The organism is Ancalomicrobiaceae bacterium S20, from assembly GCA_040269895.1.
Lineage (GTDB): Bacteria > Pseudomonadota > Alphaproteobacteria > Rhizobiales > Ancalomicrobiaceae > Methyloraptor > Methyloraptor flagellatus.
Window position 1 is genome coordinate 3,261,090 of sequence record CP158568.1, and the last position, 25,844, is coordinate 3,286,933.

Sequence of the window (25,844 nt, forward strand, 5' to 3'; positions counted from 1 at the left end):
CCTCACCGCACCATGCGCTTGCGGATCGCCCGGCGACGGCGCATGCGCGCGGCCTCGAGCAGCATGCTACCGGCCCAGCGGTAGACATTGTTGTCGCGGACCAGCTCGCGCATCATGCGCATCCGGCCGCGCTGCTCGGCCTCGGACATCTTCAGCGCCCGATCGATCGCTTCCGCCATGCCGTCGTTGTCGTAGGGGTTGACCAGCAGCGCTTCCAGGAGCTCGCGCGAAGCGCCGGCGAAAGTCGACAGCACGAGCACGCCGCGCTCGTCGTCGCGCGCGGCGACGAACTCCTTGGCGACGAGATTCATGCCGTCGTGCAGGCTGGTCACGACGCAGAGATCGGCGGCGCGGAACAGTTCCATGACCTCCGCCGGCTCGTGATGGCGGATCAAGAGTTCGATCGGCCGCCAGCCGTTGCGGGCGAAGCGGGAGTTGATCTCCTCGGCGGCCTGCTCGGACTCGCTGCGGATGCCCTGATAGGCCTCCAGCTTGTTGCGGGTGGGCGCCGCGACCTGCACGAAGGTGAAGCGGCCGATCCATTCCGGATGGCGCTCGAACAGGATGCCGACGGCGCGCAGCCGGTCCGGGATGCCCTTCGTGTAGTCGAACCGCTCGACGCCCACGCCGAGCTTGACATCCGCGCCGATGCCGAGCCGCTCGCGCACGGTCTGGCGCGCGACCTCGACCGACGACGCGCCGGCGAGCGCCTCCGGCGGCCACTCGATCGAGATCGGATAATCGTCGACCAGCGTCGCCTCGCGACCGGTCGACACGGTCGACAGTTCGCGGTCGATGTGGCTCTCCATGAAGCGGTCGACCGTGTCGATGAAATTGTTGCAGTAGAAGCGGGTGTGGAACCCGAGGATCGAGGAGCCGAGCAGGCCGTCGAGGATCTCCTCGCGCCAGGGGCAGATCGAGAAGACCTCGGAATTCGGCCAGGGGATGTGCCAGAAGGTCACGATGGTCGCCTCTGGCAGCCGCTGGCGGATCAGCCGCGGCAACAGCGCGAAGTGATAGTCCTGCACCAGCACGATCGGGCTCGGGCCGGCGGCCTCGGCCACCACCGCGTCGGCGAAGCGGGCGTTGACGGCCTTGTAGTACTCCCAGTCCTCGCGGCGGAATTTCGGGCGTACGAAGGCGATGTGACAGAGCGGCCAGAGGCCCTCGTTGGCGAAGCGGTAGTAGTAGCCCTCCTCCTCCGCCTCGGTCAGCCAGACCCGGCGCAGCTTGTAGGACGGGTCCTCCGGCGGCACGGCGACCCGGTCGCGGCTGTCGACCACGTCGCGGTCGGCCGAACCGGATCCATGCGCGATCCAGACACCGCCGCAGGCGCGCGTGATCGGCTCGAGCGCCGTGACGAGACCGGAGGCCGGGCGGCGCACGGTGATCTCGCCGCTCTCGTCGCGCTCGTGGATGTAGGGCTCGCGGTTGGAGACCACGATCACCTGCGAGTTGGCCAGTTCGCGGCCGATCAGCGCCTGCAGCGTCTCCGGGCTCCAATCGACCTTGACGCGATGCGCATCCGGTCCGGACACCTCCATGTCGCGCAGCGCCTGGCGCAGTTCGGCGACCACGGGGCGCAGTTCGGGGGCGATCTCGGGCTCCTCGCTGGTCGGCGTGCGCGGATCGAGTGTGCGGATCAGCGCGCTCGACCAGTTGGCCAGCATGGTGCGGACGATGTAGGCGGTGCCGAGCACGCCGGCGATGGCGATCAGCAGGATCACGCCGGCGAACGAACCGACGATCGACAGGCTGCGGCGCTCGGTGAAGCCGGCATCCTGAACGATGGTGAACACCGCACGCGCCGGTCCCTCGGACGGCACGGGAAAGCGCGACACGATCACCGCGTTGCCGGCCAGTTCCTGCCGGCTCCACGACCGGCGGACCTTGCCGTCGAAGGGCGCGCAGATCGGCGCCTTCGGCCAATCGGCCGACGCGGCGACCGTCGAGCCGTCGGAGGCACAGAGGCCGAGCGCGGTGACGCGCTCGTCGGCCGCCACCCGATCGAACACCCGCTTCAAGCCCGCGATGTCGCCGAGGCTCGACAGGCGCCCGACCTCGTCGGCCACCGTCTTCTGGATCAGCGCGGCGCGGCCGGCGAGATCGGATTGGAACCAGCGGCCGATCAGCTGATCGGCCGCGACCCCAGCCAGAATCGCTAGGCCGAGGATTGTAACAGCGAGGGGAGCGGCAAAGCGCAAGATACGAGGCATGCGAGCAAACTTGCGACAACCGAGGCCATAATCAAGTCATGTTCGGCGACATAGCTGCCACCAATGCGATTTTGCTGTTTTTCGCATTACGCACGGGAACAAAGCGCCAATTGGGGACTTTCCCCTGGTCCTGCTCTGCTCCAGCTTCTCACAAGCGCGACCGAGGTCATCCATGAACATGGAACTATCGCCGATCGGCAACTGTGCGACCGCAGCCCTCGTCGATCGCAAGGGCGCGATCGTCTGGTGGTGCTATCCGCATTTCGACGGCGATCCGGTGTTCTGCCGCCTGCTGATGGGCGACACCGAGGACGGGTTCATGGACGTGCGGCTCGACGACGAGGTCGAGATCACGCAGCATTACCGCCGCAACACCGCGATCCTCGAGACCGTGATCCGGGCCGGCGACGGCAGCGCGGTGCGCATCATCGATTTCGCGCCGCGGTTCCGGCAGTTCGACCGCTCCTATCGGCCGCCGATGCTGATGCGGCGGATCGAGCCGCTCGCCGGCTATCCGCGCATCCGAATCCGCATCCGGCCGCGCGCCGGCTACGGCCGGCATACGCCGCGCAAGGTTTTCGGCTCCAACCACATCCGCTTCCAGAGCGAGGTCGAGACCATCCGCGTCACGACCGACGCGCCAGCGGCCTATATCGACCGCGAGAGCCCGTTCGTGCTGACCAAGCCGGTCGTTCTGGTGCTCGGCGCCGACGAGGTCTTCCCGGCGAGCTTGGCCGAGACCGCCAAGCACTTCGAGGCCAACACCGAGGCCTACTGGTTCGACTGGTGCCGCAACCTGACCATTCCGTTCGAGTGGCAGGAACAGGTGCTGCGCTCGGCGATCACGCTGCGCCTGTCGGCCTATGAGGAGACCGGCGCGGTCGTCGCGGCCATGACCACCTCGATCCCGGAGGCGCCGAACACCGTGCGCAACTGGGACTATCGCGCCTGCTGGCTGCGCGATGCCTATTTCACCGTGCGGGCGCTGAACCAGCTCGGCGCGACCCGCACGATGGAGGGCTTTCTCGCCTATATGCGGGCGGTCATCGCCATGGAGCCCGGCGGCGACCTCAAGCCCGTCTACGGCATCGTGCCGTTCGACCCGCTCGAGGAGGTGATCGAGACGGCGCTGCCCGGCTATCGCGGCATGGGGCCGGTCCGGCGCGGCAATGCCGCGCAAGAGCAGATCCAGAACGACGTCTATGGCGCCGTCGTGCTCGCCAACACGCAATGGTTCTACGACCAGCGTCTGCCGGACATCGACAAGCTCGCGCTCTATCGCGAGATGGAAAAGCTCGGCGAGCGCGCCGCCGCGGTCGCCGAGCATCCGGACGCCGGCATCTGGGAGTATCGCGGCCGGCTCCGCGTCCATACCTCGTCCGTGCTGATGTGCTGGGCGGCCGTCGACCGGCTCGCCCGCATCGCGGGCGTCATCGGCCTTTCCGAACGCGCCCGGCACTGGAGCGCGGAGAGCCGGCGGATTCGGGACTTCATCGAAAGGAACTGCTGGAGCGACAAGGTCGGCGCCTACACGGAAGCCGCCGGATCCGACGGGCTCGACGCCAGCGTGCTGCTGATGGCCGATCTCGGCTATCTCGCGGCCGACGATCCGCGCTTCGTCTCCACCGTCGAGGCGATCGAGCGCCGCCTGATGCGCGGCGGCTATCTGCTGCGCTACGACCTGCCGGACGACTTCGGCGATCCGGAAAGCGCCTTCATCGTCTGCAATTTCTGGTACGTGCAGGCCTTGCAGGCGATGGGCCGGACCGAGCAGGCGCGCGCGGTGTTCAATTCGCTCCTCAAGCACATGAACCCGGCCGGGCTGCTGTCCGAGGATCTCGACCCGCGCACCGGCGAGTTGTGGGGCAATTTCCCGCAAACCTATTCGCTGGTCGGCACGATCATCTGCGCGGCAGCGCTGTCGCGACCCTGGAACGACATCAACGCCGTCGCCACCGCGACGCGCGCCTCGCAGGAGGCGCAGGCGTCGAACGCCCCGGTCGACGGCCACGCGGCGGCGGAGTGAAATGCCGCCGGCTGCGACATCGGCGATCCGGTCATGCCTTTTCCCGCAGCGCAAAATAGGGCATGCAGGCGCTCCAAGCGCGGCCGAGGGGCGGCCGCGTGCCCGGAGCCGGCATGGAGCGCCTTTCCGTCACCGCGTTTCCGACCATCGCGCTCGAAAACGTCGCCGTCGTCCGTGACGGCCGGCGCGTGCTCGACATTGCCGGCCTGACGCTCGCCGAGCGGCGCATCGGCGTCGTCGGTCTCAACGGCTCGGGCAAGAGCACGCTCCTGAAGCTGATCGACGGGCTGGTGCTGCCGAGCGAGGGCCACGTGACGGTCGACGGCCTCTCGACCGCGACCGACGGCGCGGCGATCCGGCGCCGGGTCGGCTTCGTGTTCCAGAACCCCGACAATCAGGTCGTGTTCCCGATCGTCACCGACGATCTCGCCTTCGGGCTGAAGAACTCCGGCCTCGCCAAGGCCGAGATTCCGGCGCGCGCGCAAGCCGCGCTCGACCGGCTCGGCATCGGGCACTTGGCGAAGCGACGCATCCACGAGCTGTCGGGCGGCGAGAAGCAACTCGTCGCACTCGCCGGCGTCATCACGGTCGAGCCGGCGACGATCCTGTTCGACGAGCCGACCACGCTGCTCGACTTGCGCAACCGCGATCGTTTCGTCGCCGTTCTCGCCGGCCTGCCGCAGCAGACCATCATCGCCAGCCACGACCTCGATCTGATCGCGACCTGCGAGCGCGTGATCGTCATTCACGAGGCCCGCGTCGCCATCGACGCGCCGGCGGCCGCGGCGATCGCCGCCTACCGGGAGCTCGCGCGATGATCGGGCTCGCGAGCGCACCGGAGACATCCTGGCTGAGACGCGTGCCGGCGGGCGCGAAGCTCGGCGGCTTGCTCGTATTCGGCGGCGCGGTGTTCCTGATCGGCTCGGCGACGGTCCTGGCGTTCATCGCCGGTGCGGCGGCGCTGTTCCTGCGCTCGACCGGGCGCCCCGCGACGGCACTGGCGCGCGACCTCGCATGGCCGATCGGGGTACTCCTGTTCGTGCTCGGCGCCACCGCGCTTCTCGATGACCCTGGACCGGCGCTGGTGTCGTTCCTGCGGCTGCTGGCGATCCTGTTCGCCGCGCATGCGGTCACGCTGACCACGACCACGGCCGAACTCATGGCGGCGATCGAGGCGCTGCTCGCGCCGCTCGATCGGCGCGGCCTCGTCGATGCCGGCCGTGTCTCGCTGACCCTGACGCTGGCGATCCGGTTCATCCCCGTCATCGCCGAGGAGGCCCGCGAGATCCGCGACGCGCAGGCGGCCCGCGGGCTCGCCGCCCATCCGCTGGCGCTCGCCGTGCCGCTCGCCGTCCGCGTGTTGGTCCGCGCGGAGGCTGTCGCCGACGCGATCGAGGCGCGCGGCTTTGCAGCGCCCCGGAACGGGGGCGTCATTTCGGGAGCGGTCTCGTCGCCGGGCGCTCCCCCACGGCCCGGCCATATGGGCCCAACCATCAAGGACGGAAACGAATGACCACCCGCGATCTCGTGCTCGTCGGCCTGTTCGCCGCCTTCATCGTCGTGCTCGGCATGGTGCCGGCAATCCCGACGCTCGTGCCCGGCGTGCCGATCACGCTGCAGTCGCTCGGCGTCATGCTGGCAGGCACCCTCCTTGGCCCGAAGCGCGGCGCGCTGGCGGTCATCGTGGTGATCGCACTCGTCGGCATCGGCCTGCCGGTCCTGTCCGGCGGCCGCGGCGGCCTCGGCGTCTATGTCGGTCCGACGGCCGGCTTCCTGTTCGGCTGGATCGCGGCGGCTTTCGTCGCGGGCGTCGTCGCCGAGATGCTGGATCACGGCAACCGCGTCCGTCGCTTCACCGGCGTCTTCATCGCCGCCCTGATCGGCGGCGTGCTGGTGCTCTATGCCGCCGGCATCGCGTGGCTGGCGCTCTATACCGGGCTCGGCTGGTCGAAGGCGTTCTTCGGCTCGATCGCCTTCGTCCCCGGCGACGCGCTGAAGGCGGCGATCGCGGCGCTGGTCACGGTCGGCGTGACCGAAAATTATCCGATCGCGCGGAAGTGAGGGATCCCGCGGCGGGATCTCGGCTCAGCCCTCAATACGGCAGCCCGACATAATTCTCCGCGAGCGCGGTCATCGCGGCTTCCGAGCCGACCAGATAGTCGAGCTCGGCCTGCTGGATGCGCTGGCCGAAGCCGCCGGTCTCGGGAAACCGGTGCAGGATCGACGTCATCCACCAGGAGAAGCGTTCGGCCTTCCAGACGCGCGCGAGCGCCTGCTCCGAATAGCGATCGAGCGCGGCGGCCGAGCCGGTGTCGTAGTGCTCGATCAGCGCGCTCGACAGGTAGCGCACGTCCGAGGCCGCCAGATTGAGCCCCTTCGCGCCGGTCGGCGGCACGATGTGGGCGGCGTCGCCGGCCAGGAACAGATTGCCGAAGCGCATCGGCTCGGCGACGAAGCTCCGCAGCGGCGCGATCGACTTCTCGATCGACGGGCCGGTGACGAGCCGCTCGGCCGCCTCCCCGTGCAGGCGGCTCTTCAGCGCGTCCCAGAACCGCTCGTCCGACCAGTCGTCGACTTTGTCGTCGAAGCGGCACTGGACGTAGTAGCGGCTCAGCATCGGGTTGCGCATCGAGCAGAGCGCGAAACCGTCCGGGTGGTTCACATAGATCAGCTCGTGGTCGACCGGCGGCGTCTCCGACAGGATGCCGAGCCAGCCGAACGGGTAGACGCGCTCGAAGTTGCGGATCGCCGTGCTCGGCACGGTCGCGCGCGACACGCCGTGAAAGCCGTCGCAGCCGGCGATGAAATCGCAGGTGAGTTCCTGCGCGAGGCCGTCCTTGACCCAGCGCACGCGCGGGCTCGACGTCTCCCAGTCGATCAGCGTGACGCTCTCCGCCTCGTAGATCGTGGTGAGGCCGGCGGCCGCGCGGGCCTCCATCAGATCCTTGGTCACTTCCGTCTGGCCGTAGACCGTGACGACCTTGCCGCCGGAGAGGCGCTTCAGGTCGATGCGATGCCCGGCGCCGCCGAAGGAGAGCGCGAACCCCTCGTGCACCAACCCTTCGCGATGCAGCCGCGCGCCGACGCCGGCCTCGTCGAGCAGGTCGACCATGCCCTGTTCGAGCACGCCGGCGCGAATGCGCGACAGGACATAGTCCGGCGTGCGGCGCTCGAGCACGATGTTGTCGATGCCGGCCCGGGCCAGGAGCTGGCCGAGCAGCAGGCCGGACGGACCGGCACCGATGATGGCGACCTTCGTGCGCATGAAGCCCTCAGACGTCGAAGAAGACCGTTTCGCGGTCGCCCTGCATGTGGATGTCGAAGCGGTAGGTCGTCGGGCTCGCGCCTTCGACGCGCTCGGCGATCAAGGTCGCGCGGCGCTCCGCCGGCACCGAGGCGAGCACCGGATCTGTCGCGTTCGCCGCCGCCTCGTCGGAGAAGTAGGCGCGCGTATAGGCGTGGCTCAGCAGGCCGCGCATGAACACGATCAGGGTCAGGTGCGGCGCCTGATCGGCATCGATGCGGCCGGGCTTCACCGTGTCGAAGACGAAGCGGTTGTCCGGATCGGTGCCGGTGCCCTGGCGGCCGAAACCGGTGAAGGCGGCGTTGCCCTTGGCGCCGCGCGCATCGGGATAACGACCCGCCGCATCGGCCTGCCAGACTTCGATCATGGCATCGGGGATCGCCACGCCGGCGCCATCGAGCACGCGGCCGACGAGGCGTATGCGCTCGCCCGCGGTCGCCTCGTCGGCCATGCGGCCCGAGGCGATCTGCGTATGCGGATAGCCGTACTGCTCGGCGGTCAGGCCATAGGCGAAATAGGGGCCGACAGTCTGGGAAGGTGTCTGTTTGGAAATCATGGCGCCCTCCCCTCAGGCCTCGAACGGCGTTTCACGCCGGCCGCGCAGCACGATGTCGAACATGTAGCCGAGCGCGAAACCCTCCTCGGTCACGTCGAGCGAGAAGGTCGAGATCAGCCGATCGCGTGCCGCCTCCGGCGTGCCCTGGAAGATCGGGTCGTAGGCCAGCAACGGATCGCCGGGGAAATACATCTGGGTGACCAGCCGGGAGGCGATGGTCGGGCCGATCAGCGAGAAATGGATGTGGTTCGGGCGCCAGGCGTTGGGGTGATTGCCCCAGGGATAGGCGCCCGGCTTGATCGTGTAGAAGCGGTAGAAGCCGTTCTCGTCGGTGATGCAGCGGCCGCCGCCGAAGAAGTTCGGATCGAGCGGCGCATTGTGCTGGTCGACCTTGTGGACGTAACGACCGGCGGCATTGGCCTGCCAAACTTCAATCAGCGTGTGCCGCACCGGCCGGCCGTCCTCGTCGAGGACGCGGCCGGCGACGATCATGCGCTCGCCGAGCGGCTCGCCATTGCGACGGCCGTTCATGGTCAGGTCGTTGTCCCAGCGGCCGAGCTTGTCCTGTCCATAGACCGGCGCCGAGCGCTCGGAGAGCGAATGGCGGATCGGGATCAGCCGCTTGGTCGGCGCGCGCAGCAGCGTCGAGCGATAGTCCGGGTAGAGCAAGGGCGGGTGGCTCTCCCAATCGCGCAGGGAGGCGATGTCCGAGGATGCGATATCGCCGGGGGTCGCGGCGGGCGCTGGGCTGTTCGGACCGGTCATGGCGTCTCTCCCATTTCGGCGGCCACGTCCTTCACGATCCGGAACGCCCGGTTGGCCGCCGGCACGCCGGCGTAGACCGCGACGTGCAGCAGGGCTTCCTTGATGTCGTCGAGGCTCGCGCCGGTGTTTCTGGTCGCCCGCACATGCATGGCGACCTCCTCGTCGTGGCCGAGCGCGGCGAGCAGCGCGAGCGTGATCATCGAGCGTTCGCGCGGGGTGAGGCCGGGCCGGGCCCAGACCGAGCCCCAGGCACCCTCGGTGATGAAGCGCTGGAAATCGGCATCGACGGCGGTCTTGCGCGCCTCGGCCCGATCGACATGGGCATCGCCGAGCACGGCGCGGCGCACGCGCATGCCTGCGTCGTAGCGGCTGTCGGGGGCGGCGGCGGCGTCGGGCGTGACGGCGGGGCCGGTCTTCTCCTCAGCCAAGACGGTTCTCCGCTATGAAGGTGGTGAGCAGGTTCGCGAAGGCGTCGGGCGCCTCGACCGGCGGCAGATGACCGACGCCGGGCACGATGGTGAAGAAGGCACCCGGCACGAGATCGGCCATGCGCGCAACGACCTCGGGCGGCGTCGAGCCGTCGGCGGAGCCGGCAATGCACAGCGTCGGCACCGTCACGCCACGCGCGGCCGCCTCGTAGTCGCCATCGCGGATGGCGGCACAGGTCGCAATGTAGCCTTCGGCCGGGGTACGGGCGAGCATGGCGCGCCAGCCGGCGACCTCACTCGCATGGTCGCGCCGGAATTCGGGCGAGAACCAGCGCTCCATGACCGCGTCCGCAATCGTGGCGAGTCCGTGTGCGCGGATCGTCGAAATGCGTGCATCCCACATCTCGTCGCTGCCGATCCGGTGCGCGGTGTTCGACAGCACGAGGCCCCGGACCAGATCCGGGCGGCGCGCGGCGAGGCCGAGCGCGATCATGCCGCCGACCGAGAGGCCGATCACCACGGCCGACGTCACGGCCAAGCGGTCGAGCACACCGGCGAGATCGTCGACATGGTCTTCGATCGAAAACGGCTCGGCCGCATCGGCCGACAGGCCGTGGCCGCGCTTGTCGAAGCGAATGGTGCGGAAGCGATCGCCGAGGCGCGCGACCACCGCGTCCCAGAGCCGGAAATCGGTGCCGAGCGAGTTGGCGAAGACGAGCGCAGGCGCCGCGCGCGGACCGTCGCCGGCGGTCCCGATCATCCGCGGACCTTCGTCCGCGATGTGGATCACACGTCCGCCGACCTCCAGAAAGGCCATTTCCTCGCTCCCTGCCACCGCGTCTCGTTATTGCTCGGGCCTCTCGAACGAGGCACGGCCGGGCGGTTGTCGATCGCCATTGAACGGCGACTGCTCGGTTATGTAAAATGAGTTCGGATGCCGATCGTATAACTGAATTGTTATACCGCCACCGGGAGGATCACCCATGTCCGTCGCCGCCCGGATCAAGTTCCGGCATCTGCAGTGCTTTCTCGAAGTGGTCAGACTGAAGAGCGTCAGCAAGGCGGCGACCTTGCTCGGCATCACCCAGCCGGCCGTGTCGAAGACGATCCGCGAACTGGAAGACGCGCTCGAGGTGTCGCTGCTCGATCGATCGAAGCGCGGCATCCAGACAACCGCCTTCGGCGACGTGTTCCTGCGCTATGCCGGGGCGAGCGTGACCGCATTGCGCCAGGGCGTCGACAGCATCGCGCAGGTACGCGCCAAGGGCGGTGCGGCGGTGGTGATCGGCGCGCTGCCGACCGTCTCCTCCCACGTGGTCCCGTGCGCGGTACTGAACTTCAAGGCCGCGGCGACCGGCACGGTCGTGCGCGTGGTCACCGGCGACAATGCCGTGCTGCTCGCCCAGCTGCGCGTCGGCGAGGTCGATCTCGTCGTCGGCCGGCTCGCCGACCCCGAGCAAATGAAGGGCCTCGCCTTCGAACCGCTCTACGCCGAGCGCGTCGCCTTCGTGGTCAGGCCGGGTCATCCGCTGATCGGCCGCACGCCGTTCCGGCTCGCCGACGTGCTCGATCACACGATCCTGCTGCCGAGCCCTGGCTCGATCATTCGGCCGCTGGTCGACCGCCTGCTGATCGCCAACGGCATCGGCGCGGTGCCGGACCCGATCGAGACCGTGTCGCTGCCGTTCGGGCGTGCCTATGTGCGCGCCTCGGATGCGGTCTGGATCATCTCGCGCGGCGTCGTCGCCGACGATATCGCCGAGGGCGTGCTCGCCGAACTGCCGGTCGACACCGACATGACCCGCGGCCCGGTCGGACTGACCACCCGCGCCGACACGCCGCCGAGCCTGCCGCAGCTCATGCTGATGCAGGCGATCCGCGCGGCGGCGGCCGAGCCGGCGCCGTGATCGCCCTGAGGCGCCCCGCCTGGACGGCCGCCTCGGATCGGCAGGAGCGCGCCAGGCGCGCCGGGCGCGCGGGAACCCGAAATTAAGCACGGCAGCCGAAAGCTGCCCGCCGTCAGCCAGGGCCGTCGCGCCCCCATGCGAGAACGCCGATGGACCCGATCGCCGATCCCACAATCCGCGCCGTCGAGGCGAGCCTTGCGCGAAGCGCCGCGGCCGTCGCATCCGATCGGCCGCTACGGATCGTCCATGTGGTCAGGCAGTATCTGCCGAACCGCGGCGGCCTCGAGGATGTCGTCGCCCATCTGGCGCGCGAGCAGCTCAAGGCCGGCTGGCCGGTCCGGATCGTCACGCTGGACCGGCTGTTCCGCGCGCCCGAGGTTCGGCTACCGGCCCGCGAGGTCATCGACGGCATCCCGGTCGAGCGGATCCCCTGGCGCGGGTCGAGCCGCTACCCGTTCGCACCGGGGGTGTTCCGCCATCTCGCCGATGCCGATCTCGTCCATGTCCACGCCGTCGACTTCTTCTACGACTGGCTCGCCTTCGGCCGGCTCTTGCACGGCAAGCCGACGGTCGCCACCACGCACGGCGGCTTCTTCCATACCGTCGCGCATTCGCGACTGAAGAAGCTCTGGTTCAACGGCCCGACGCGCCTGTCGACCCGGCTTCATGACGCGGTCGTCGCCTGCAGTGCCTCGGATGCCATGACATTCGCGCCGCTCGGCGGCCGGATCGTCACGATTGAGAACGGCGTCGACCTGTCGAAATTCGCCGACGCCGCGAGCGCGACACCAGTCCGGACGATGGTCACGATCGGCCGTTTCTCCGACAACAAGCGGCTCGACCGGCTGATCGCCACCACCGCGGCGCTGGTGCGGCGCGATCCGGCATGGCGGCTGGTCATCTGCGGCGCGGAATCCGACTGGACCGTGGCACGGCTCGGCGTCCTCGTCCGCGAGCATGGGATCGAGACTGCCGTCTCGATCGAAACCGGGCTCGACGATGCGGCGCTCGCCGGTCGGATCGCGACGGCGTCGCTGTTCGTCTCGGCCTCGACCTATGAGGGGTTCGGGTTGGCGCTGATCGAGGCGATGAGCGCGGGGCTCTCGCCGGTCGTGTTCCCGAATGCGTCGTTCCGGGCGCTCGCGGCGCGACATCCGACGATCGCGCTCGCCGACTATGAAGACCCCGCGGCCGCGGCGGATGCGATCGAGACCGTATTCGCGCGCCTTGCCGCCGATCCCGCGGGAATGCGCGCAGCGGCAATCGCGGAAACCGTCAGCTACGGCTGGCCGCGCGTCGCGGCCGAATACGCGGCGCTCTATCGCTCGGTGCTGGCGGCGCGCGGCTGAAGGCGACGCGCCGATCGCCGGCAACCGCGGCCGAGCGTCATTCCGCCGGAGCGGCCGCGCGAGCGGGTTTGTCAGCCGGCACCGGGCTCTCGCCCTGCTCGCCGGACGGCGCCCAATCGAACAGCGCGAAGGGGCGGAAGAAGGCGGTCGCCATGTTGTCGATGCGCCAGCGGCGCATGATCCAGGCGGTCGCGGCGAGGTTCTGCGCCAGATTGAACAGGAGGCCGGCGAGCGCGATGCCGACGAGGCCGAGTTCGTAGCCGAGCAGCGCCAGCAGGCCGATATAGACGACGAACATCGCCGTGCGGCTGATCAGGAAGAAGCGCTCACCGCCGCCGATCATGATCAGCCAGGAGCCGGGCCCGAAGAAGGCATGGCAGACCGACACGCAGCAGAGCACGACGAAGGCGCCGTAATGCTGCGTGAAGCTCGCATCGAACACGCCGAGCAGCCAGGGACCGACCAGCGCCAGCATCGCGGCACCGCTGAGCGCGATTACGAAGCTGCCGGCTGAGAGCGTGCCGACCAGCTTCTGCGCACCGGGAATGTCGTTCGCCTGGAAGCGCGCGGAGACGAGCGGCACGCCGACCGTATCGATCGCCGTCACCGGCAGCATCAGCAGCATGGCGAAACGCAGGGCGACGAAATAGAACGCCGCCTGTTCAAGCCCCAGCACCATGCCGATCACGATGGTCTCGAGATATCCGGAGCTCGCGGCCATGAAGCCGTTGGCGGAGAAATAGAACGTCTCGGTGCGCCAGCCGCGCCGGGCCTCGGGATCGGAGCGGCGGCTCGCACCCCAGAAGTCGAGGCCCTCGCGTCGGACCAGCATCACGGCCTGATAGGCGGTGATGCCGAACAGCAGGAACGTCACCTGGATGATCGCCTCCAGGCCGCCGTCGAGCCAGCCGAGCCACCACAGCGCGCCGATCACGACGACCGAGGCGATGCGCCAGACCACTTCGCGCGGCGCGAGCGACAGACCGATCTCGCCGTGAACGCGGAAATAGTTCTGCAGATACTCCGAGAGGGCGAAGATGGCGCCGAACAGGCAACCGACATAGAGATGGTCGTAAGGCGCCGGCAGGCGCGGCGACAGCGCGGCCAGCACCGCCGCGGCGGTGAGGAGCAGACCACAGCCGAAGAGCAGCCAGCGCGCGTTGACGTCGAGCACGGCGGCATTGTGGGCCGCCGCGTCCGGATCGTTGGCGCGGTAGTGCTTGACCACGAAGATCGGCTGGCCGAGCACGAAGATCAGACCCAGCGCGCTGCCGACCGAGAACTGGAAGATGTAGAGGCCGTATTCCGCCGTCGGCAACGCCCGGCTCGCGACGAGCAGCACCAGGAAGCTCAGGCCCGTGCTGACGATCCGCGACGAGAACGACGAGAACAGCCGGCGCAGATCGGAGAGGTGGAGAGCGAAGCGCGGCATCATCATGCGGCTCCCGGCAGGATCGCGGCGGCGGGGCGCGCCGCCCCCCGGACCCGCACCTCGTCGAGCACGCGCGTGAACTCGGCGCCGATGCGCGGCGCAAGATAGGCCTGCGCCGCGGCGAGAGCACCGGCCGACAGCGTCGCCACCGTCGCGGGGGCCTCGATCAGCCGCCGCAGGATCGCGGTCAGCGCCTCGACGTCGCCTGGCGGGAAGGTGAAGCCGCTGTCCGGCCCGATCACCTCCGGAATGCCGCCCGAGCGCGCGCCGATCACCGGCACGCCATGGGCGAAAGCCTCGATGCTGACGCGGCCGAACACCTCGGGCCCACGCGACGGGACCACCAGAACGTCGATCTCGGGGAAGAACGCCTCCGGCGTCGTCCAGCCGAGGAAACGGGTGTTCCAGTCCGGAAACCGCGCGCGGGTCTCGCGAGCGAAGGCATCGTCGCCGGTGCCGGCGATCACGAATTCGACCGGCACGCCCGGCGCGAAGTTCCGCGCCGCCTCGGCGAGCGTATCGAGGCCCTTCAGGCGCGTGTGCACGCCGATGAAGCCGACGCGCAAGGGCCGGTCGAACGGCGCCGGACGCGGCGCGGCGGCATGGACCGCCTCGATGGCGCCCGGGATCCGGCGGAACACCGCCCTGGGGAAATAGCCGTTGTCGCGGTGGCGGCCGAGCACGAAGTCGGTCTCGCCGATCACGCCGTCGACGTAACGCGACATGAAGCGCTTGCCGACCGAGGTCAGGCGGCAGCTCGCGCACTGGCCGGCGCAGGCGTCGCCGCCCTGCATCATGGAGCCCTTCCAGCAGAGCAGGAAATGGCTGCGCACGATGTGGCAGACCGGAACGCCGGCCGCCTTGGCCGCGCCCCAGGTCGCAACGTTGATGTTCTCGATGCTGTCGGTCAGCACCAGATCGGGGCGGAAACGGGCGATCTCCCGCTGCATCGCGATATAGGCGCGCGGGTTGAAGTTCTCGAGCAGGTGCCAGACGACCTTCTTCCAGCCCGGGCGCGGTACGCGATAGTTCCAATAGATGTTGAGCGACGGCAGCCGATGCACCGGCACGCCGTCCTGGACCTCATAGCGGTCCTCGTCCTCGACATTGACGACCAGCACGTCATGGCCGGCGCGCTGGAGCAGACGCGCGACCATCATCGCGGACACGGGCCCGCCACCGTCCATGAACGGCGGAAACGCAGCACAGGCCATCAAGATGCGCATGCGGGTCGTCTCTCCGAAACTCTGTTCACCCGGCTCCGGCGCAGCGGCGCGATCAGCGGCCGACATGCGGATCGGCCCCGGTCCGGTCGCCGAAGCGCGGCTCGGCGGCGGTGTCGGCCCGGCGGTCGAAGCCGATCGTCGCGATCGGCGGCGTGCGGCCGTGCAGCCATTGGCCGACCTTCAGCGCGGCGACGCGGCCGAGAAACTCGGCGATCTCGACCGTGTAGCGGTGGCCGAGCCGGCGCGGCTCGGTCATGAACCGGAAGACCCACTCCATGCCCGCCTTGCGCATGAAGCGCGGCGCGCGCGGGACACGCTCGGCCATGAAGTCGAACAGCGCGCCGACGCCCATCGCGACCCGGCAATCGAGCGCGCCGAGATGCTCGGCGATGAAGAACTCCTGCAACGGGTTGCCCATCGCCACCAGGAGCAGATCGGGCGAGACCGCGTTGATGGCCGCGATCACCGCGGGGGTCTCGTCCTTCCGGAAATAGCCGTCGCGAAACCCGACCACCCGGTGACGCGGATGTTCGCGCTCGATCACCGACGCGACACGGGCGACCACGTCGGGACGGGCGCCGAGCAGATAGATGCTCAGGGGCTTCGACGTGGAGGCGAGCAGATCGGGTACGAAGTCGGTGCCGTTCAGGTTCTCGGGGAAGGCATGGCCGTTCAGCAGCAGGTTGGCGATGTCGAGACCGATGCCGTCGTTCAGCAGCAGAAAGCGCGACAAGGTCTCGGCATAAGCCTCCGACTTCATCGCCATCAGCATCGTGTGGGCATTGACGAAGGCGACCGGTACGACCGGGCCGGGCGCGAAGTTCCGCTCGACGGCCGCGAGCGCCTGCCGGCGCGAGTAGGTGCGCATCGGAAGCGGGCCGAGAACCACCGGATGGGCAGCATCTGTGGTGTCGTTCGTCGTCACCAGCGGCCTGGACATCTGAATTCCCCTCGGTACCCAACCCACGAGGAACATAATCAGGCGACCCCTTAAAAACTGCCTCACCATCAAGGATCGCGAATGGCTTTATTTTAGATGGTAAATACATAGAATTTTATTGGTCGATACATTTAATAAAATCGTTCTGATTTTTTTAACTTCGAGTAAACCACGATCGACATCGCTCTGCCTGAAGGAATGCCGGCACCGCAGTGACACGGGTTCGGCAAATTACCGAATATTAACCATAAGCCGCGCACGATCCCGCCGATGGGGCCGATCCGGGCCCTGCTTCGCCGCTCCGCCGCTCCGGCAGGTGCGTCCGGCCGTGTCGAAACGGTCATCGAGACGAGTTCGAGGTTCGACCACCGATGGTGGCGCAGAGCGACATCGCGTTCGACCGCAGCCCGCCGGCGCTCGACCGTGACGCCGGCCAGCTCGGGCTCGGCGATCTCTTGCGTATCGTGGTCCGGCGCCGCGGCCTGATGCTGCGGTCGACGCTGGTCGCCGTCGTGCTGGCGGCGGGCTTCCTCGCGGTGCAGACGCCGGTCTACCGTCCGGTCGTCGAGGTCCTGGTCGACCCGCAGGGTCTGCAGGTCGTCGGCAAGGACATCGTCGCCTCGGGCAGCTCGGCCTCGCTCGATTTCGCCAATATCGACAGCCAGCCCTTCGTGATCCTGTCGCCGGCCGTGATGGAGCAGGTCGTCCGCGACCTCGAACTCGACAAGAACCCGCGCTTCGTCCAGCCCGGCCTTCTGCGGCGTCTGCTCGGTGCCGGCGGAGGCGGATCGCTGACCGTTCAGCAAGCCGCCGACCTGCTGCGTGACCGCGTGCAGGTGAAGCGCGTCGAACCGTCGTTCGTGTTCCAGATCACGGTGACGCATCCGGACGCCAGGCTCGCCGCCGACATCGCCAACACGATCGCCAAGGTCTATCTGGCGCTGTCGTCCGAGCAGCGCTCGGATACGGCGACGCGCACCGGCGCGACGCTCGCCAAGCAGGCCGAGGACATGCGCACGCAGCTCGATCGTGCGGAGACCGCCGTCGAGAAGTTCAAGGCCGACAACGGCCTGATCAGCACCGGCGAGAGCGGCCTGATCCAGAACCAGCAGCTCCGCGACGTCTACGCCCAGATCTCGACTGCGACCGGCGACGTGGCGCGGCTGCAGGCGCGCGCCGATCAGCTGAAAAAGCTCGGTCGCGGCGACGTCGACCCCGGCAGCATTCCCGAGGCGGCACTGTCGGCGAGCGTCATCCAGCTCCGCGCCCAATATGCCCGAATCGTACAGGAGGAAGCCCGCCTCGGCGAGACGCTCGGGTCGAACCATCCGCAGATCGCGCAACTCCGTTCGCAGCGCGAGACGACGCTCCGCCTGATCGCGGACGAGGTCGCCCGCACCGACCGCACGCTCAAGGTCGATCTCGACCGCGCGAAGGCCAATCTCACCTATCTCGAGAAGAAGGCGCGCGAGCTGACCCAGACCACGGTCAGCAACAACGAGGCGCAGGTGAAGCTGCGCCAGCTCGAGGCCGAGGCCGAGGCGATCCGGTCGGTCTACACCGCCTTCCTCGGCCGCGCCAAGGAGCTCGAGCAGCAGCGCAAGGTCCAGGCGAGCAATTCGCGCATCATCACCATGGCGACACCGCCGGACCGGTCCTCGGCGCCGCCGGCCGGCATCGTGCTGATCGCCGGCGGCTTCTTCGGCGCGATGGTCGGTCTCGGTATCGGCGTCGCGCTCGACCTCGTGTCGGGCGTGCTGACGCGACCGGCCCACGCGGCGCTCATCCTGGGCACGCGGCTGCTCGCGGTGCTGCCGAAGCCGGGCGCGCGGCGTCGGTGGCGGATCCTCGGCCGCCACGACGCCGAGGAGGTCGATCGCATCGCGGCGATCCCGTTCGCCCAGACGTTGCGCGACCGTTTCCGCACCCTGCTGCCGGCGACGGTGATGATCGTCGACGCCAGTGCGGGCGGAGCCTCCTCGCGGATGGTGACGCGCGCGGCCGCCGGCACGCTGGTCGATCTCGGCGAGGCCGTGGTGCTCTGCACGATCGAGAAGCCCGGCCGCGCGGCCGGATCCTGGCGCCGGCGGCTCGCCGGGCTCGGACCGGAGAGCGATCGCGGACCGCTGATGGATGTCCGCCGGATCGATCCGGACGGCGAGCCGTCGCGGCGGCGGCGCCGGCGTCTGACGCTGATGGACGCGGCGGAGGAGATCGTCGACGAATTCATCCTGTTCGACGCCGGGCCGGCCACCGCCGATCCCGGCCTCGCCACGCTGTTCGACTGCGTCGACGCGATCGTGGTGGTCGCCGAAGAGGGCCGCACCACGCAGAAGGAACTCGGGCGGGTCGCCGATCTGCTCGAACCCTGGCGCCGGCGCGTCGCCGGTGTCGTGGTGATCGGGTCCGCGTCATGAGCGCCCGGCGGAGCGGAGGACGGGCATGAGCGCGACCTTCGACGGCGTCGCCTCCGTACGTCCGACCATCGGGCTCGCGCTCTCGGCGCGGACGCGCGGACGGTTGCTGACGCTCGTGCTGATCGGGGCGCTGGTGTTCAACCTCGGGCTCTGCTTCGCCAACACCAACGTGCTGCGTGTCAACGACACGATGGTGATGCTGGCCGAGCTGCTGCTGATCGCGACCGCGCTCGGCGTCGTCGCGGTCGCGCCGGGGCTGTGGCTGCCGCTGGTGATGCTCCTGTTCCTGTCCTACATGGCGCTGATCCTGTCGCTGAGGCCGGCGCTGGACCTGAAGCCGATCCGCGACTTCCTGATCCCGATCGTCTTCTATGCCGCCGGCCGACGCAGCCCCGACATCGCGCTCACCGATCGGGTGGCCTGGCTCTGCGGCCTGATCGTGCTTGGCTTCGGCCTGTTCGAGTACTTCTTTCTCGACGTCTACACGAAGTATTTCAACGTCATCCAATACTATATCGCCCGTGGCACGGTCGTCCCGACCGGCAACACGAGCACGACATCGACGCTGTTCGCCAGTGGCACGCGGCCCGACGCGCGCAACATCCTGCCGTTTCTCGGACCGCATCGCGTCTCCTCGGTGTTTCTGGAGCCGGTCTCGGCCGGCAACTTCGGCGCGATCCTCTACATGTGGGCGCTGTTCCGAGCCGGCATGCGTCGGCGCTGGCAGACCATGGCGTTCGGGATCGCGGCGATCATCCTGTCGGACTCGCGGTTCGGCGCTTATGCCTGCGGGGCTGCGACGGGGCTGCACCTGTTCGCGCGCGGTTTCCCGCGCTTCCTGTGGTTCGCGCTGCCCTTCGCGGTGCTCCTCGCGCTCGCCTACCACGGCTTCACCAGCGAGGCGGTGCGCTGGGACGACAATCTGGTCGGCCGTCTGTGGTGGACGGCGCATCTGGTGACATCGCTCGACGGAGCCGCGGTGTTCGGCATCTCGCCGAACAAGCCGTTCCTGTCCGACTCCGGCTACGCCTACACGCTGAACGACATCGGAATCGTCGGTTTCCTGGCGGTCTGGGCGCTGTTCATCTTCCTGCCCGAGCGCAACCGCGACGCCTGGAGCTTCAAGATGCAGACGGCGACCTACATCTGCCTGCTGCTCCTGGTCAGCGACTCGCCCTATTCGATCAAGACCGCGGCGCTGCTCTGGTTCATGGTCGGCTCGGCCGACGGCGCCGCGCCGGGGCCGGACGGCCGGATCGCGCGCGCGGCCGCCGGGCGGAGCGCAGCGTCGCGGTTTCGCCTCAGCGCGGGCAGCGCGCCGGTGCGCCGTCGGGCAGCCTGAGCGTCGGCAACAGCGTGGTGAGCTGGGGCCGGTCGACCGGGCCGACCGGCTGCATCGAGAACATGTAGGTCTTGTCCCACCAGTCGCCGGCCGCCCAGTAGGACCAGCCGACCCAGGCCTCCGGGCGGGCATCGACGCGCGCGACAAGCGTCTTCAGCGCGGCGAGACATTCCTTGTCGCGCGAGGCGCCGAACTCACCGAGGAAGGCGCGCCGCTTCGAGGCCTTGAGCCAGTCCGACAGCCTGTCGATCGCCGCCGCGGCGTCGGGGCCGCGCGAGCAGTCCGGCGTCGTGCCGGAGAAGTCCTTGTCGAGATACTGATGGACGTCGTAGGCGAAGTGATCGGCCGGGTCGACGATCTCTGCCATCACCGTCGCGTTCGAGCCGCCGTCCATCTCGGCGAACCAGCTGTGCGCGCCGGTCCAGGACGTGCCGGGCACGAGGACGAGGTTCTTCGCGCCGGTCTTGCGGATCGCCGCAATCGCGGCATTGGCGGACGGCAGCCATTGGCGGGCGGTGATGCCGTAGGGCTCGTTCATCAGCCCGAAGACCACGCCGGGGTCGCCGGCGAAACGTGTGGCAAGCCGGCTCCAGAACTCGGCGAAGGCGCCGACCGGCACCTCGGCCGACCCGATCGGCTTTTCGTCGCGATGCGCATAGTCGTGCGGGTCGAGCACCACGACGAGGCCTTCGTCGCGGATCGTGCGCACGGCCGTCTCCAGCCGGGCGAGCTCGTCCTTGTCGAACGGCCGGTTCAGCTCCGGCTGCAGCCGCGGCCAGCGGAACGGCAGGCGGATCACGGTCATGCCGGTGCGGGCGAAATAGCCGATCGTCTCGGGCGAGGGATAGGCATAGTCGCGGTTCGGCACGCCCGGCAGCCGGCCGAACTCGGCGCCGGCGAGATTGACGCCCCTGAGGCACGCGTCGGCGGGCAGGCGCTCGGCCGCGCCGGCGCCGCCGAGCATCAGACAGAGCGCGAGGATCGTCGCCGCGCGCAGCGGCCGGAGACGCGGACCGCTCACCGGGTCGCCACCCGGACCAGAATGTCGGCGACGGCCCGCTGCGCATTCGGGCGGGTCAGATTGTGGTCGGCGTCGGGCACCATGATCAGATCCATGTTCGGATAGGCCGACAGGCGCCGGCCGCCTCGCCCGAAATAGGCTTCGAAGTTGGGCAGGCCGATGTCGCCATCGGCGTAGACGATGGTCACGCGCACACCCCGGTCGCGCAGGGCGGCGAGGTTGCGATGGAGCCGGCGGCCGAGCCGGCCCTGGGTGGTCAGCGGACCGAGCCATGGGGCGAGCCGGGCGCCGAGCCCGGCGCCGATCCGCGTCGCGATGTGACGCAGGATACGCGGCACGTCGACCTCGCCGCGCCAGATGCGGCCGAGCATGGCGCGTGACAGCGCGCGAGCGCCATAGGAGGCGATGGTCTGGTGACCGTAGCGGATGGCGTCCTCGATCTTCTCGGCCGGATGCCACATGAAGCGCTGCACATTGATCAGCACGAGATCGGTGACGCGCGGGTCGGCAAAGGCCGTGTGCAGCGCCGCGTAGCCGCCGCTGCAACGGCCGACCAGCACGATCCGCCCCGCGCCGGCCTCGGCCGCGGCTCCGACGGCCTCGCCGGCGTCGCGCAACAGCGGCGGCCGGTAGAGCACCTCGGCCGGATCGCCCGGCGCGGCCGGGCTGTCGCCGATCGAGGCATTGTCGAAGCGCAGCGAACCGACGCCGGCCCCGGCGAGCGCGCGGGCGAAGCCGACGGTCGAGCGGGCCCAGCCGATGTGATAGTCGTGGCCGGCGTCAAGGAAAACCGCCGTGCGCGCATTTGCGGCCGCGACCGGTCGGCACTCGACCCCGTAGAGCCGATCGTCCGTCCCGAACCGGCGGGCGGTCTCGGAGAAGCGCTCGCCGACCAGCACCGGCGCCAGCGCGGCCGGCACGTCGGCCGGAACGGCGGTGGCGCGGCAGGCGAGATCGCGGATCCAGTCGACCACGCGCTCGATCGTGGCCTCCGGCGGCACGGCACCGGTCGGATCGGTGATCAGGCGCTCGTAGCCCTCGTAGGGCCGGGTCTCCATCGACCCGCCCAGACGCCCGAGGCGGGCGGCGAGTTCGAGATCGTCGGGACGGCCATTGCGGGTGAGCACGAGCAGACGCCGCGCCGGCGCGGCTTCCAGCCGACCGAGATCGAGCGCGCGGATCGCCTCGATCCGGCCCGGATCGAGCCCGAGCCCGGCGACGGCGAAGCGCGCGGTCTCGGCCGGATCGGTCGGCAGACCGATCGTGTCGTCGAGCATCTTCGCCCAGAGCGACAGTTCGCGCAGCCAGGGTCGGCCCTTGGCGACCGGCGCGAGCAGCACCATTCCGTCGACGGTGCCGAGGTCGGACGCCGTGATGGCGCCGAGCGTGGCACCGAGCCCCTGCCCGACCACGACGATCCGCTCGACGCCCGCGGCGGCACGCAGGCCGGCGGCGGCGGCGAGGATCGCGGCCTTCCAGTCGTCGATGCCGCTCGCCGGCGTCTCCGGATCGAGCGCATCCGCCGTTCCGGGCCAGTCGAAGCGCAGAGCCGGGACACCGGCCTCGGAGAGACGCTCCGCCAGCCGGCGCCAGGTGGCGCGGACGCAGAGTTCCTCATAGCCGAGCGGCGACAGCATCAGCACGCCGAGATCGGCGGTGCCGGGGTGGAGAATCCCCCCGAAAGCGCCAAAGCCGATCGGCTCGCCCGCCTTCGCGGGAACCCGACCGGCACCAGGGCCGTGCGGCCGTTCCATGGAGCCGATTGCCTTCACGCTGGACCTCAAGCGACACCCCTCCTGCGCCCGGCCCACCGTTTCCGGCGTCGGCCGAGCATCGGACCTCGCCCAGCTTCCTAACAGGCGGATGTCGAAGATCCTTTAAAGCGCGCGCTCCGATAGGTCCGACCGTCGGCCAAGGTAATCGAAGCCTTAGCGCGCGCGGCCGCAGGCGCCGTCCCTTACGAACCGCACCCCACGTTTTTCTTTGCGCACCGCGCGGTCGAGACGCTAAACGTCGTTGAGGGGAGGAACAAAAGCCATGGCCAACGTGGTTCCGCTCAAGCCGGTGCAGCCGCAATCCGCGGTCGCCGCGGTCCGGCTGTCGCAGGTCCGCATCGAGTTTCGCACGCGCAACCGACCGCCGTTCAAGGCCGTCGCGCCGACCGACCTCGCGGTGCAGGAGAACGAGTTCGTCGCGATCGTCGGGCCGACCGGCTGCGGCAAGTCGACCCTGCTCAACGCCGTCGCGGGGCTCCTGAAGCCCGCCGGCGGCACGGTCGAGGTCATGGGCAAGCCGCTCGCCGGGCTCAATCAGGACGCCGGCTACCTGTTCCAGCAGGACGCGGTGATGCCCTGGAAGACCGCGCTCGACAATGTCGCGATCGCGCTCGAGGTGAAGGGCGTGGCGCGTGAGGACGCGCTCGGCGAGGCGCGGGCCTGGTTGGCCAAGGTCGGTCTCGGGCGCTTCCTCGACCGCTACCCGCACGAACTCTCCGGCGGCCAGAGGAAGCGCGTCGGCCTCGCGCAGGTGCTGATCCGGCATCCGAAGATCCTGCTGATGGACGAGCCGTTCGGGCCGCTCGACGCGCAGACGCGGCAGATCATGGGCAACCTGCTGCTCGATCTCTGGGCCGGCGACCGCAAGGCCGTGCTGTTCGTGACCCACGACCTGGAGGAGGCGATCGCGCTCTCCGACCGTGTGCTGATCATGTCGGCCGGGCCGGAGGCGCGCGTCATCGGCGACCACCGGATCGACCTCGCCCGGCCGCGCGACGCCAGCGACATCCGCACCGATCCGCGCTTCCACGAGATCCACAAGGCGATCTGGACCCAGCTCCGCGCCGAAGTCGCCAAGACCTACGGAGACGCCGCGCCATGAACCGGATCAACCTGCTCGGCCTGCAGATCCTGGTCGGCATCGCCATGCTGGCGATCTGGCACGTCGGCTCGACGGTGAAAATCTTCGGCGTGCTCTTGCTGCCGCCGTTCTTCTTCTCGACGCCGGCCGAGGTGTTCGGCCGGGTCTGGCACATGTTCGCCAACGGCTCGGTCTGGGCGCATCTCTATGTGACGCTGCTCGAGACCATTCTCGCCTTCGCGATCGGCGCGCTCGGCGGCGTGATCGTCGGCTTCTGGTTCGCGCGCCAGCCGCTCGCGGCCGCCGTGTTCGATCCGTATCTGAAGATGGCCAACGCCCTGCCGCGCGTGGTGCTCGCGCCGATCTTCATGCTGTGGCTCGGCCTCGGCATCTGGTCGAAGGTCGCGCTCGGCGTGACGCTTGTGTTCTTCATCGTGTTCTTCAACGTCTATCAGGGCGTCAAGGAAGTGAGCCCCGTGGTGCTCGCCAATGCGCGGCTGATGGGCTTCAACGAGCGGCAGCTGTTCCGGCACGTCTATTGGCCATCGGCACTCTCCTGGATGTTCTCGTCGCTGCACACCTCGGTCGGCTTCGCGCTCGTCGGCGCCGTCGTCGGCGAATACCTCGGCTCGTCGGCCGGGCTCGGCTATCTGATCCATCAAGCCGAGGGCGTGTTCGACACGACCGGCGTGTTCGCCGGCATGGTCGTGCTCGCGATCTTCGTGCTGGCGGTCGACTACGCCGTGACGCTGATCGAGAACCGCCTGTTGGTCTGGCGCCCACAAAGCGCCGCAGGCCATGCGTGAGTACCAAAAGACTTCGAAACGAGCATCTTCGGGAGGACGTCACACCATGAAGCGCATTCTCACCGCCGCGGTCGCAGGCTTTGCCGCTCTCGCCGCACTGGCCGGGCCGGCCGCCGCGCAGGCGCCGGAGAAGACCAAGCTCGAGCTCGGCGTCGGCGGCAAGCCGCTGCTCTACTACCTGCCGCTGACGATCGCCGAGCGGAAGGGCTTCTTCAAGGAGCAGGGCCTCGACGTCACCATCAACGACTTCGGCGGCGGCGCGAAGTCGCTGCAGGCGCTGGTCGGCGGCTCGGTCGACGCGGTCACCGGTGCCTACGAACACACGATCCGCATGCAGCAGAAGAACCAGGACGTCGTCGCCGTGCTCGAACTCGGCCGGTTCCCGGGCATCGTGATCGGCGTTGCCAAGGACAAGGCGGACAAGGTCAAGACCGCGGCGGACCTGAAGGGTCTGAAACTCGGCGTGACCGCGCCGGGCTCGTCGACGCACCTGACCGCGCTCTACCTGCTCGCCAAGGCCGGCGTGCCGGCCGATAGCGTGCCGATCATCGGCGTGGGCGGCGGCGCGTCCGCCGTCGCGGCGCTCGAGCGCGGCAACGTCGACGCGATCTCGCACCTCGACCCGGTGATCTCGAAGCTCGAGGCCGACGGCGCGCTGAAGGTCATCGTCGATACCCGCACCGAGGAGGGCACCAAGGCCGTCTACGGCACGACCAACCCGGCCGCGACGCTCTATCTGAAGGCCGATTTCATCAAGGCCAACCCGAACACGACGCAGGCGCTGACCAACGCGCTCTACAAGGCGCTGAAGTGGATCGAGACCGCGAGCCCCGAGGACATCGCCGCCGCGGTGCCGGAGGAATACTGGCTCGGCGACAAGGCGCTCTACATCGCCTCGGTCAAGGCCAACAAGGCGACCTACTCGAAGACCGGCATCATCACCGAAGAGGCGAGCAAGGGCATGCTCGAATTCCTGAAGGTGGTCGAACCGTCGTTCAAGGACGCGCCGATCGACCTGAAGAAGACCTTCGATCCGACCTTCGTCACCAAGGCCGCCGCCACGGTGAAGTGACGCGCGTCGGAAGCACGACCGTCTCGCGGCCTCCGATCCCACCGGATCGGGGGCCGTTTCGTTGCCGGCGTTCTCTCAAGAGTTGGGCGCGGACCGCAAGCGGCTCGAAGGCCCGCTGGGGAACGAACGTGAGCGTCGCCACGTTGCCCTCGCGGCGATGGCTCCGGGATGCCCGGAGCCC

At 69.0% G+C, this 25,844-nt stretch carries 22 protein-coding genes; 11 read left to right on the plus strand and 11 right to left on the minus strand.

Annotated elements, in window-relative coordinates; genetic code table 11:
• Positions 1 to 2: 2 nt before the first annotated feature.
• On the minus strand, positions 3 to 2,216 hold the full coding sequence (locus ABS361_14835) for a trehalose-6-phosphate synthase (protein XBY43363.1): 2,214 nt from the start codon (positions 2,214 to 2,216) through the stop codon (positions 3 to 5).
• A 172-nt stretch (positions 2,217 to 2,388) separates the two neighbouring features.
• Between ABS361_14835 and ABS361_14840 the strand changes: the two genes are divergently transcribed.
• The 4 genes from ABS361_14840 (at position 2,389) to ABS361_14855 (ending at position 6,303) form a co-directional block, all read left to right on the plus strand.
• The gene (locus ABS361_14840; GenBank protein ID XBY43364.1) at positions 2,389 to 4,242 is read left to right on the plus strand and encodes a glycoside hydrolase family 15 protein; all 1,854 of its coding nucleotides are present in this window, start codon (positions 2,389 to 2,391) and stop codon (positions 4,240 to 4,242) included.
• A gap of 113 nt (positions 4,243 to 4,355) precedes the next feature.
• Positions 4,356 to 5,060 (plus strand): ABC transporter ATP-binding protein, encoded by a 705-nt coding sequence (locus tag ABS361_14845; GenBank protein XBY43365.1) that lies wholly within the window; start codon positions 4,356 to 4,358, stop codon positions 5,058 to 5,060.
• Complete coding sequence (locus ABS361_14850) at positions 5,057 to 5,755, plus strand: energy-coupling factor transporter transmembrane protein EcfT (GenBank protein ID XBY43366.1); 699 nt, start codon at positions 5,057 to 5,059, stop codon at positions 5,753 to 5,755. The genes ABS361_14845 and ABS361_14850 overlap by 4 nt, the downstream gene beginning before the upstream one ends.
• Positions 5,752 to 6,303 (plus strand): biotin transporter BioY, encoded by a 552-nt coding sequence (locus tag ABS361_14855; GenBank protein XBY43367.1) that lies wholly within the window; start codon positions 5,752 to 5,754, stop codon positions 6,301 to 6,303. The genes ABS361_14850 and ABS361_14855 overlap by 4 nt, the downstream gene beginning before the upstream one ends.
• A gap of 31 nt (positions 6,304 to 6,334) precedes the next feature.
• Here ABS361_14855 and pobA read toward each other — a convergent pair whose 3' ends face one another.
• From pobA to pcaD, 5 genes are all read right to left on the minus strand, one after another.
• Positions 6,335 to 7,507: a 4-hydroxybenzoate 3-monooxygenase gene (gene pobA / locus ABS361_14860; GenBank protein XBY43368.1), complete on the minus strand. Its 1,173-nt coding sequence runs from the start codon at positions 7,505 to 7,507 to the stop codon at positions 6,335 to 6,337.
• Positions 7,508 to 7,514: 7 nt separating this feature from the next.
• Positions 7,515 to 8,102 carry a protocatechuate 3,4-dioxygenase subunit alpha gene (gene pcaG, locus ABS361_14865; protein ID XBY43369.1) on the minus strand — a complete coding sequence of 196 codons (588 nt, stop codon included), beginning with the start codon at positions 8,100 to 8,102 and terminating at the stop codon, positions 7,515 to 7,517.
• Positions 8,103 to 8,114: 12 nt separating this feature from the next.
• Positions 8,115 to 8,867 carry a protocatechuate 3,4-dioxygenase subunit beta gene (gene pcaH / locus ABS361_14870; protein ID XBY43370.1) on the minus strand — a complete coding sequence of 251 codons (753 nt, stop codon included), beginning with the start codon at positions 8,865 to 8,867 and terminating at the stop codon, positions 8,115 to 8,117.
• The gene (gene pcaC / locus ABS361_14875; GenBank protein XBY46904.1) at positions 8,864 to 9,220 is read right to left on the minus strand and encodes a 4-carboxymuconolactone decarboxylase; all 357 of its coding nucleotides are present in this window, start codon (positions 9,218 to 9,220) and stop codon (positions 8,864 to 8,866) included. The genes pcaH and pcaC overlap by 4 nt, the downstream gene beginning before the upstream one ends.
• Before the next feature lie 67 nt (positions 9,221 to 9,287).
• The gene (gene pcaD, locus ABS361_14880; protein XBY43371.1) at positions 9,288 to 10,055 is read right to left on the minus strand and encodes a 3-oxoadipate enol-lactonase; all 768 of its coding nucleotides are present in this window, start codon (positions 10,053 to 10,055) and stop codon (positions 9,288 to 9,290) included.
• A 223-nt stretch (positions 10,056 to 10,278) separates the two neighbouring features.
• Here pcaD and pcaQ point away from each other — a divergent pair, with 223 nt between their 5' ends.
• Both pcaQ and ABS361_14890 read left to right on the plus strand, forming a co-directional pair.
• Positions 10,279 to 11,202, plus strand: a complete 924-nt coding sequence (gene pcaQ, locus ABS361_14885) for a pca operon transcription factor PcaQ (GenBank protein XBY43372.1) — start codon at positions 10,279 to 10,281, stop codon at positions 11,200 to 11,202.
• Positions 11,203 to 11,351: 149 nt separating this feature from the next.
• On the plus strand, positions 11,352 to 12,551 hold the full coding sequence (locus tag ABS361_14890) for a glycosyltransferase family 4 protein (GenBank protein XBY43373.1): 1,200 nt from the start codon (positions 11,352 to 11,354) through the stop codon (positions 12,549 to 12,551).
• Between the two features lie 37 nt (positions 12,552 to 12,588).
• On the opposite strand, the gene ABS361_14895 is transcribed toward ABS361_14890, so the two are convergent.
• The 3 genes from ABS361_14895 to ABS361_14905 are packed head-to-tail and all read right to left on the minus strand — an operon-like array spanning position 12,589 to position 16,149.
• Entirely contained in the window at positions 12,589 to 13,983 is a 1,395-nt protein-coding gene (locus ABS361_14895; protein ID XBY43374.1) for a lipopolysaccharide biosynthesis protein, read from the minus strand.
• 2 nt (positions 13,984 to 13,985) lie between these two features.
• Positions 13,986 to 15,209, minus strand: coding sequence for a glycosyltransferase (locus tag ABS361_14900; protein XBY43375.1), 1,224 nt, complete (start codon positions 15,207 to 15,209; stop codon positions 13,986 to 13,988).
• A gap of 52 nt (positions 15,210 to 15,261) precedes the next feature.
• Positions 15,262 to 16,149, minus strand: a complete 888-nt coding sequence (locus ABS361_14905; GenBank protein ID XBY43376.1) for a WecB/TagA/CpsF family glycosyltransferase — start codon at positions 16,147 to 16,149, stop codon at positions 15,262 to 15,264.
• Positions 16,150 to 16,520: 371 nt separating this feature from the next.
• Between ABS361_14905 and ABS361_14910 the strand changes: the two genes are divergently transcribed.
• Together ABS361_14910 and ABS361_14915 are read left to right on the plus strand one after the other, a co-directional pair.
• Positions 16,521 to 18,566 (plus strand): GumC family protein, encoded by a 2,046-nt coding sequence (locus tag ABS361_14910; protein ID XBY43377.1) that lies wholly within the window; start codon positions 16,521 to 16,523, stop codon positions 18,564 to 18,566.
• Between the two features lie 25 nt (positions 18,567 to 18,591).
• Positions 18,592 to 19,908, plus strand: coding sequence for a UDP-phosphate alpha N-acetylglucosaminyltransferase (locus tag ABS361_14915; protein ID XBY43378.1), 1,317 nt, complete (start codon positions 18,592 to 18,594; stop codon positions 19,906 to 19,908).
• Here ABS361_14915 and ABS361_14920 read toward each other — a convergent pair.
• Positions 19,868 to 20,929: a glycoside hydrolase family 5 protein gene (locus ABS361_14920; GenBank protein XBY43379.1), complete on the minus strand. Its 1,062-nt coding sequence runs from the start codon at positions 20,927 to 20,929 to the stop codon at positions 19,868 to 19,870. The genes ABS361_14915 and ABS361_14920 overlap by 41 nt on opposite strands.
• Positions 20,926 to 22,713 carry a hypothetical protein gene (locus tag ABS361_14925; GenBank protein XBY43380.1) on the minus strand — a complete coding sequence of 596 codons (1,788 nt, stop codon included), beginning with the start codon at positions 22,711 to 22,713 and terminating at the stop codon, positions 20,926 to 20,928. The genes ABS361_14920 and ABS361_14925 overlap by 4 nt, the downstream gene beginning before the upstream one ends.
• 253 nt (positions 22,714 to 22,966) lie before the next feature.
• On the opposite strand from ABS361_14925, the gene ABS361_14930 reads away from it, so the two are divergent.
• Genes ABS361_14930 through ABS361_14940 form a run of 3 tightly spaced genes read left to right on the plus strand, consistent with a single transcriptional unit; the run spans position 22,967 to position 25,663 of the window.
• The gene (locus tag ABS361_14930; GenBank protein ID XBY43381.1) at positions 22,967 to 23,806 is read left to right on the plus strand and encodes an ABC transporter ATP-binding protein; all 840 of its coding nucleotides are present in this window, start codon (positions 22,967 to 22,969) and stop codon (positions 23,804 to 23,806) included.
• The gene (locus ABS361_14935) at positions 23,803 to 24,591 is read left to right on the plus strand and encodes an ABC transporter permease (protein XBY43382.1); all 789 of its coding nucleotides are present in this window, start codon (positions 23,803 to 23,805) and stop codon (positions 24,589 to 24,591) included. Before ABS361_14930 ends, ABS361_14935 begins: the two co-directional genes overlap by 4 nt.
• A 46-nt stretch (positions 24,592 to 24,637) precedes the next feature.
• Positions 24,638 to 25,663 carry an ABC transporter substrate-binding protein gene (locus ABS361_14940; GenBank protein ID XBY43383.1) on the plus strand — a complete coding sequence of 342 codons (1,026 nt, stop codon included), beginning with the start codon at positions 24,638 to 24,640 and terminating at the stop codon, positions 25,661 to 25,663.
• Positions 25,664 to 25,844: the final 181 nt, after the last annotated feature.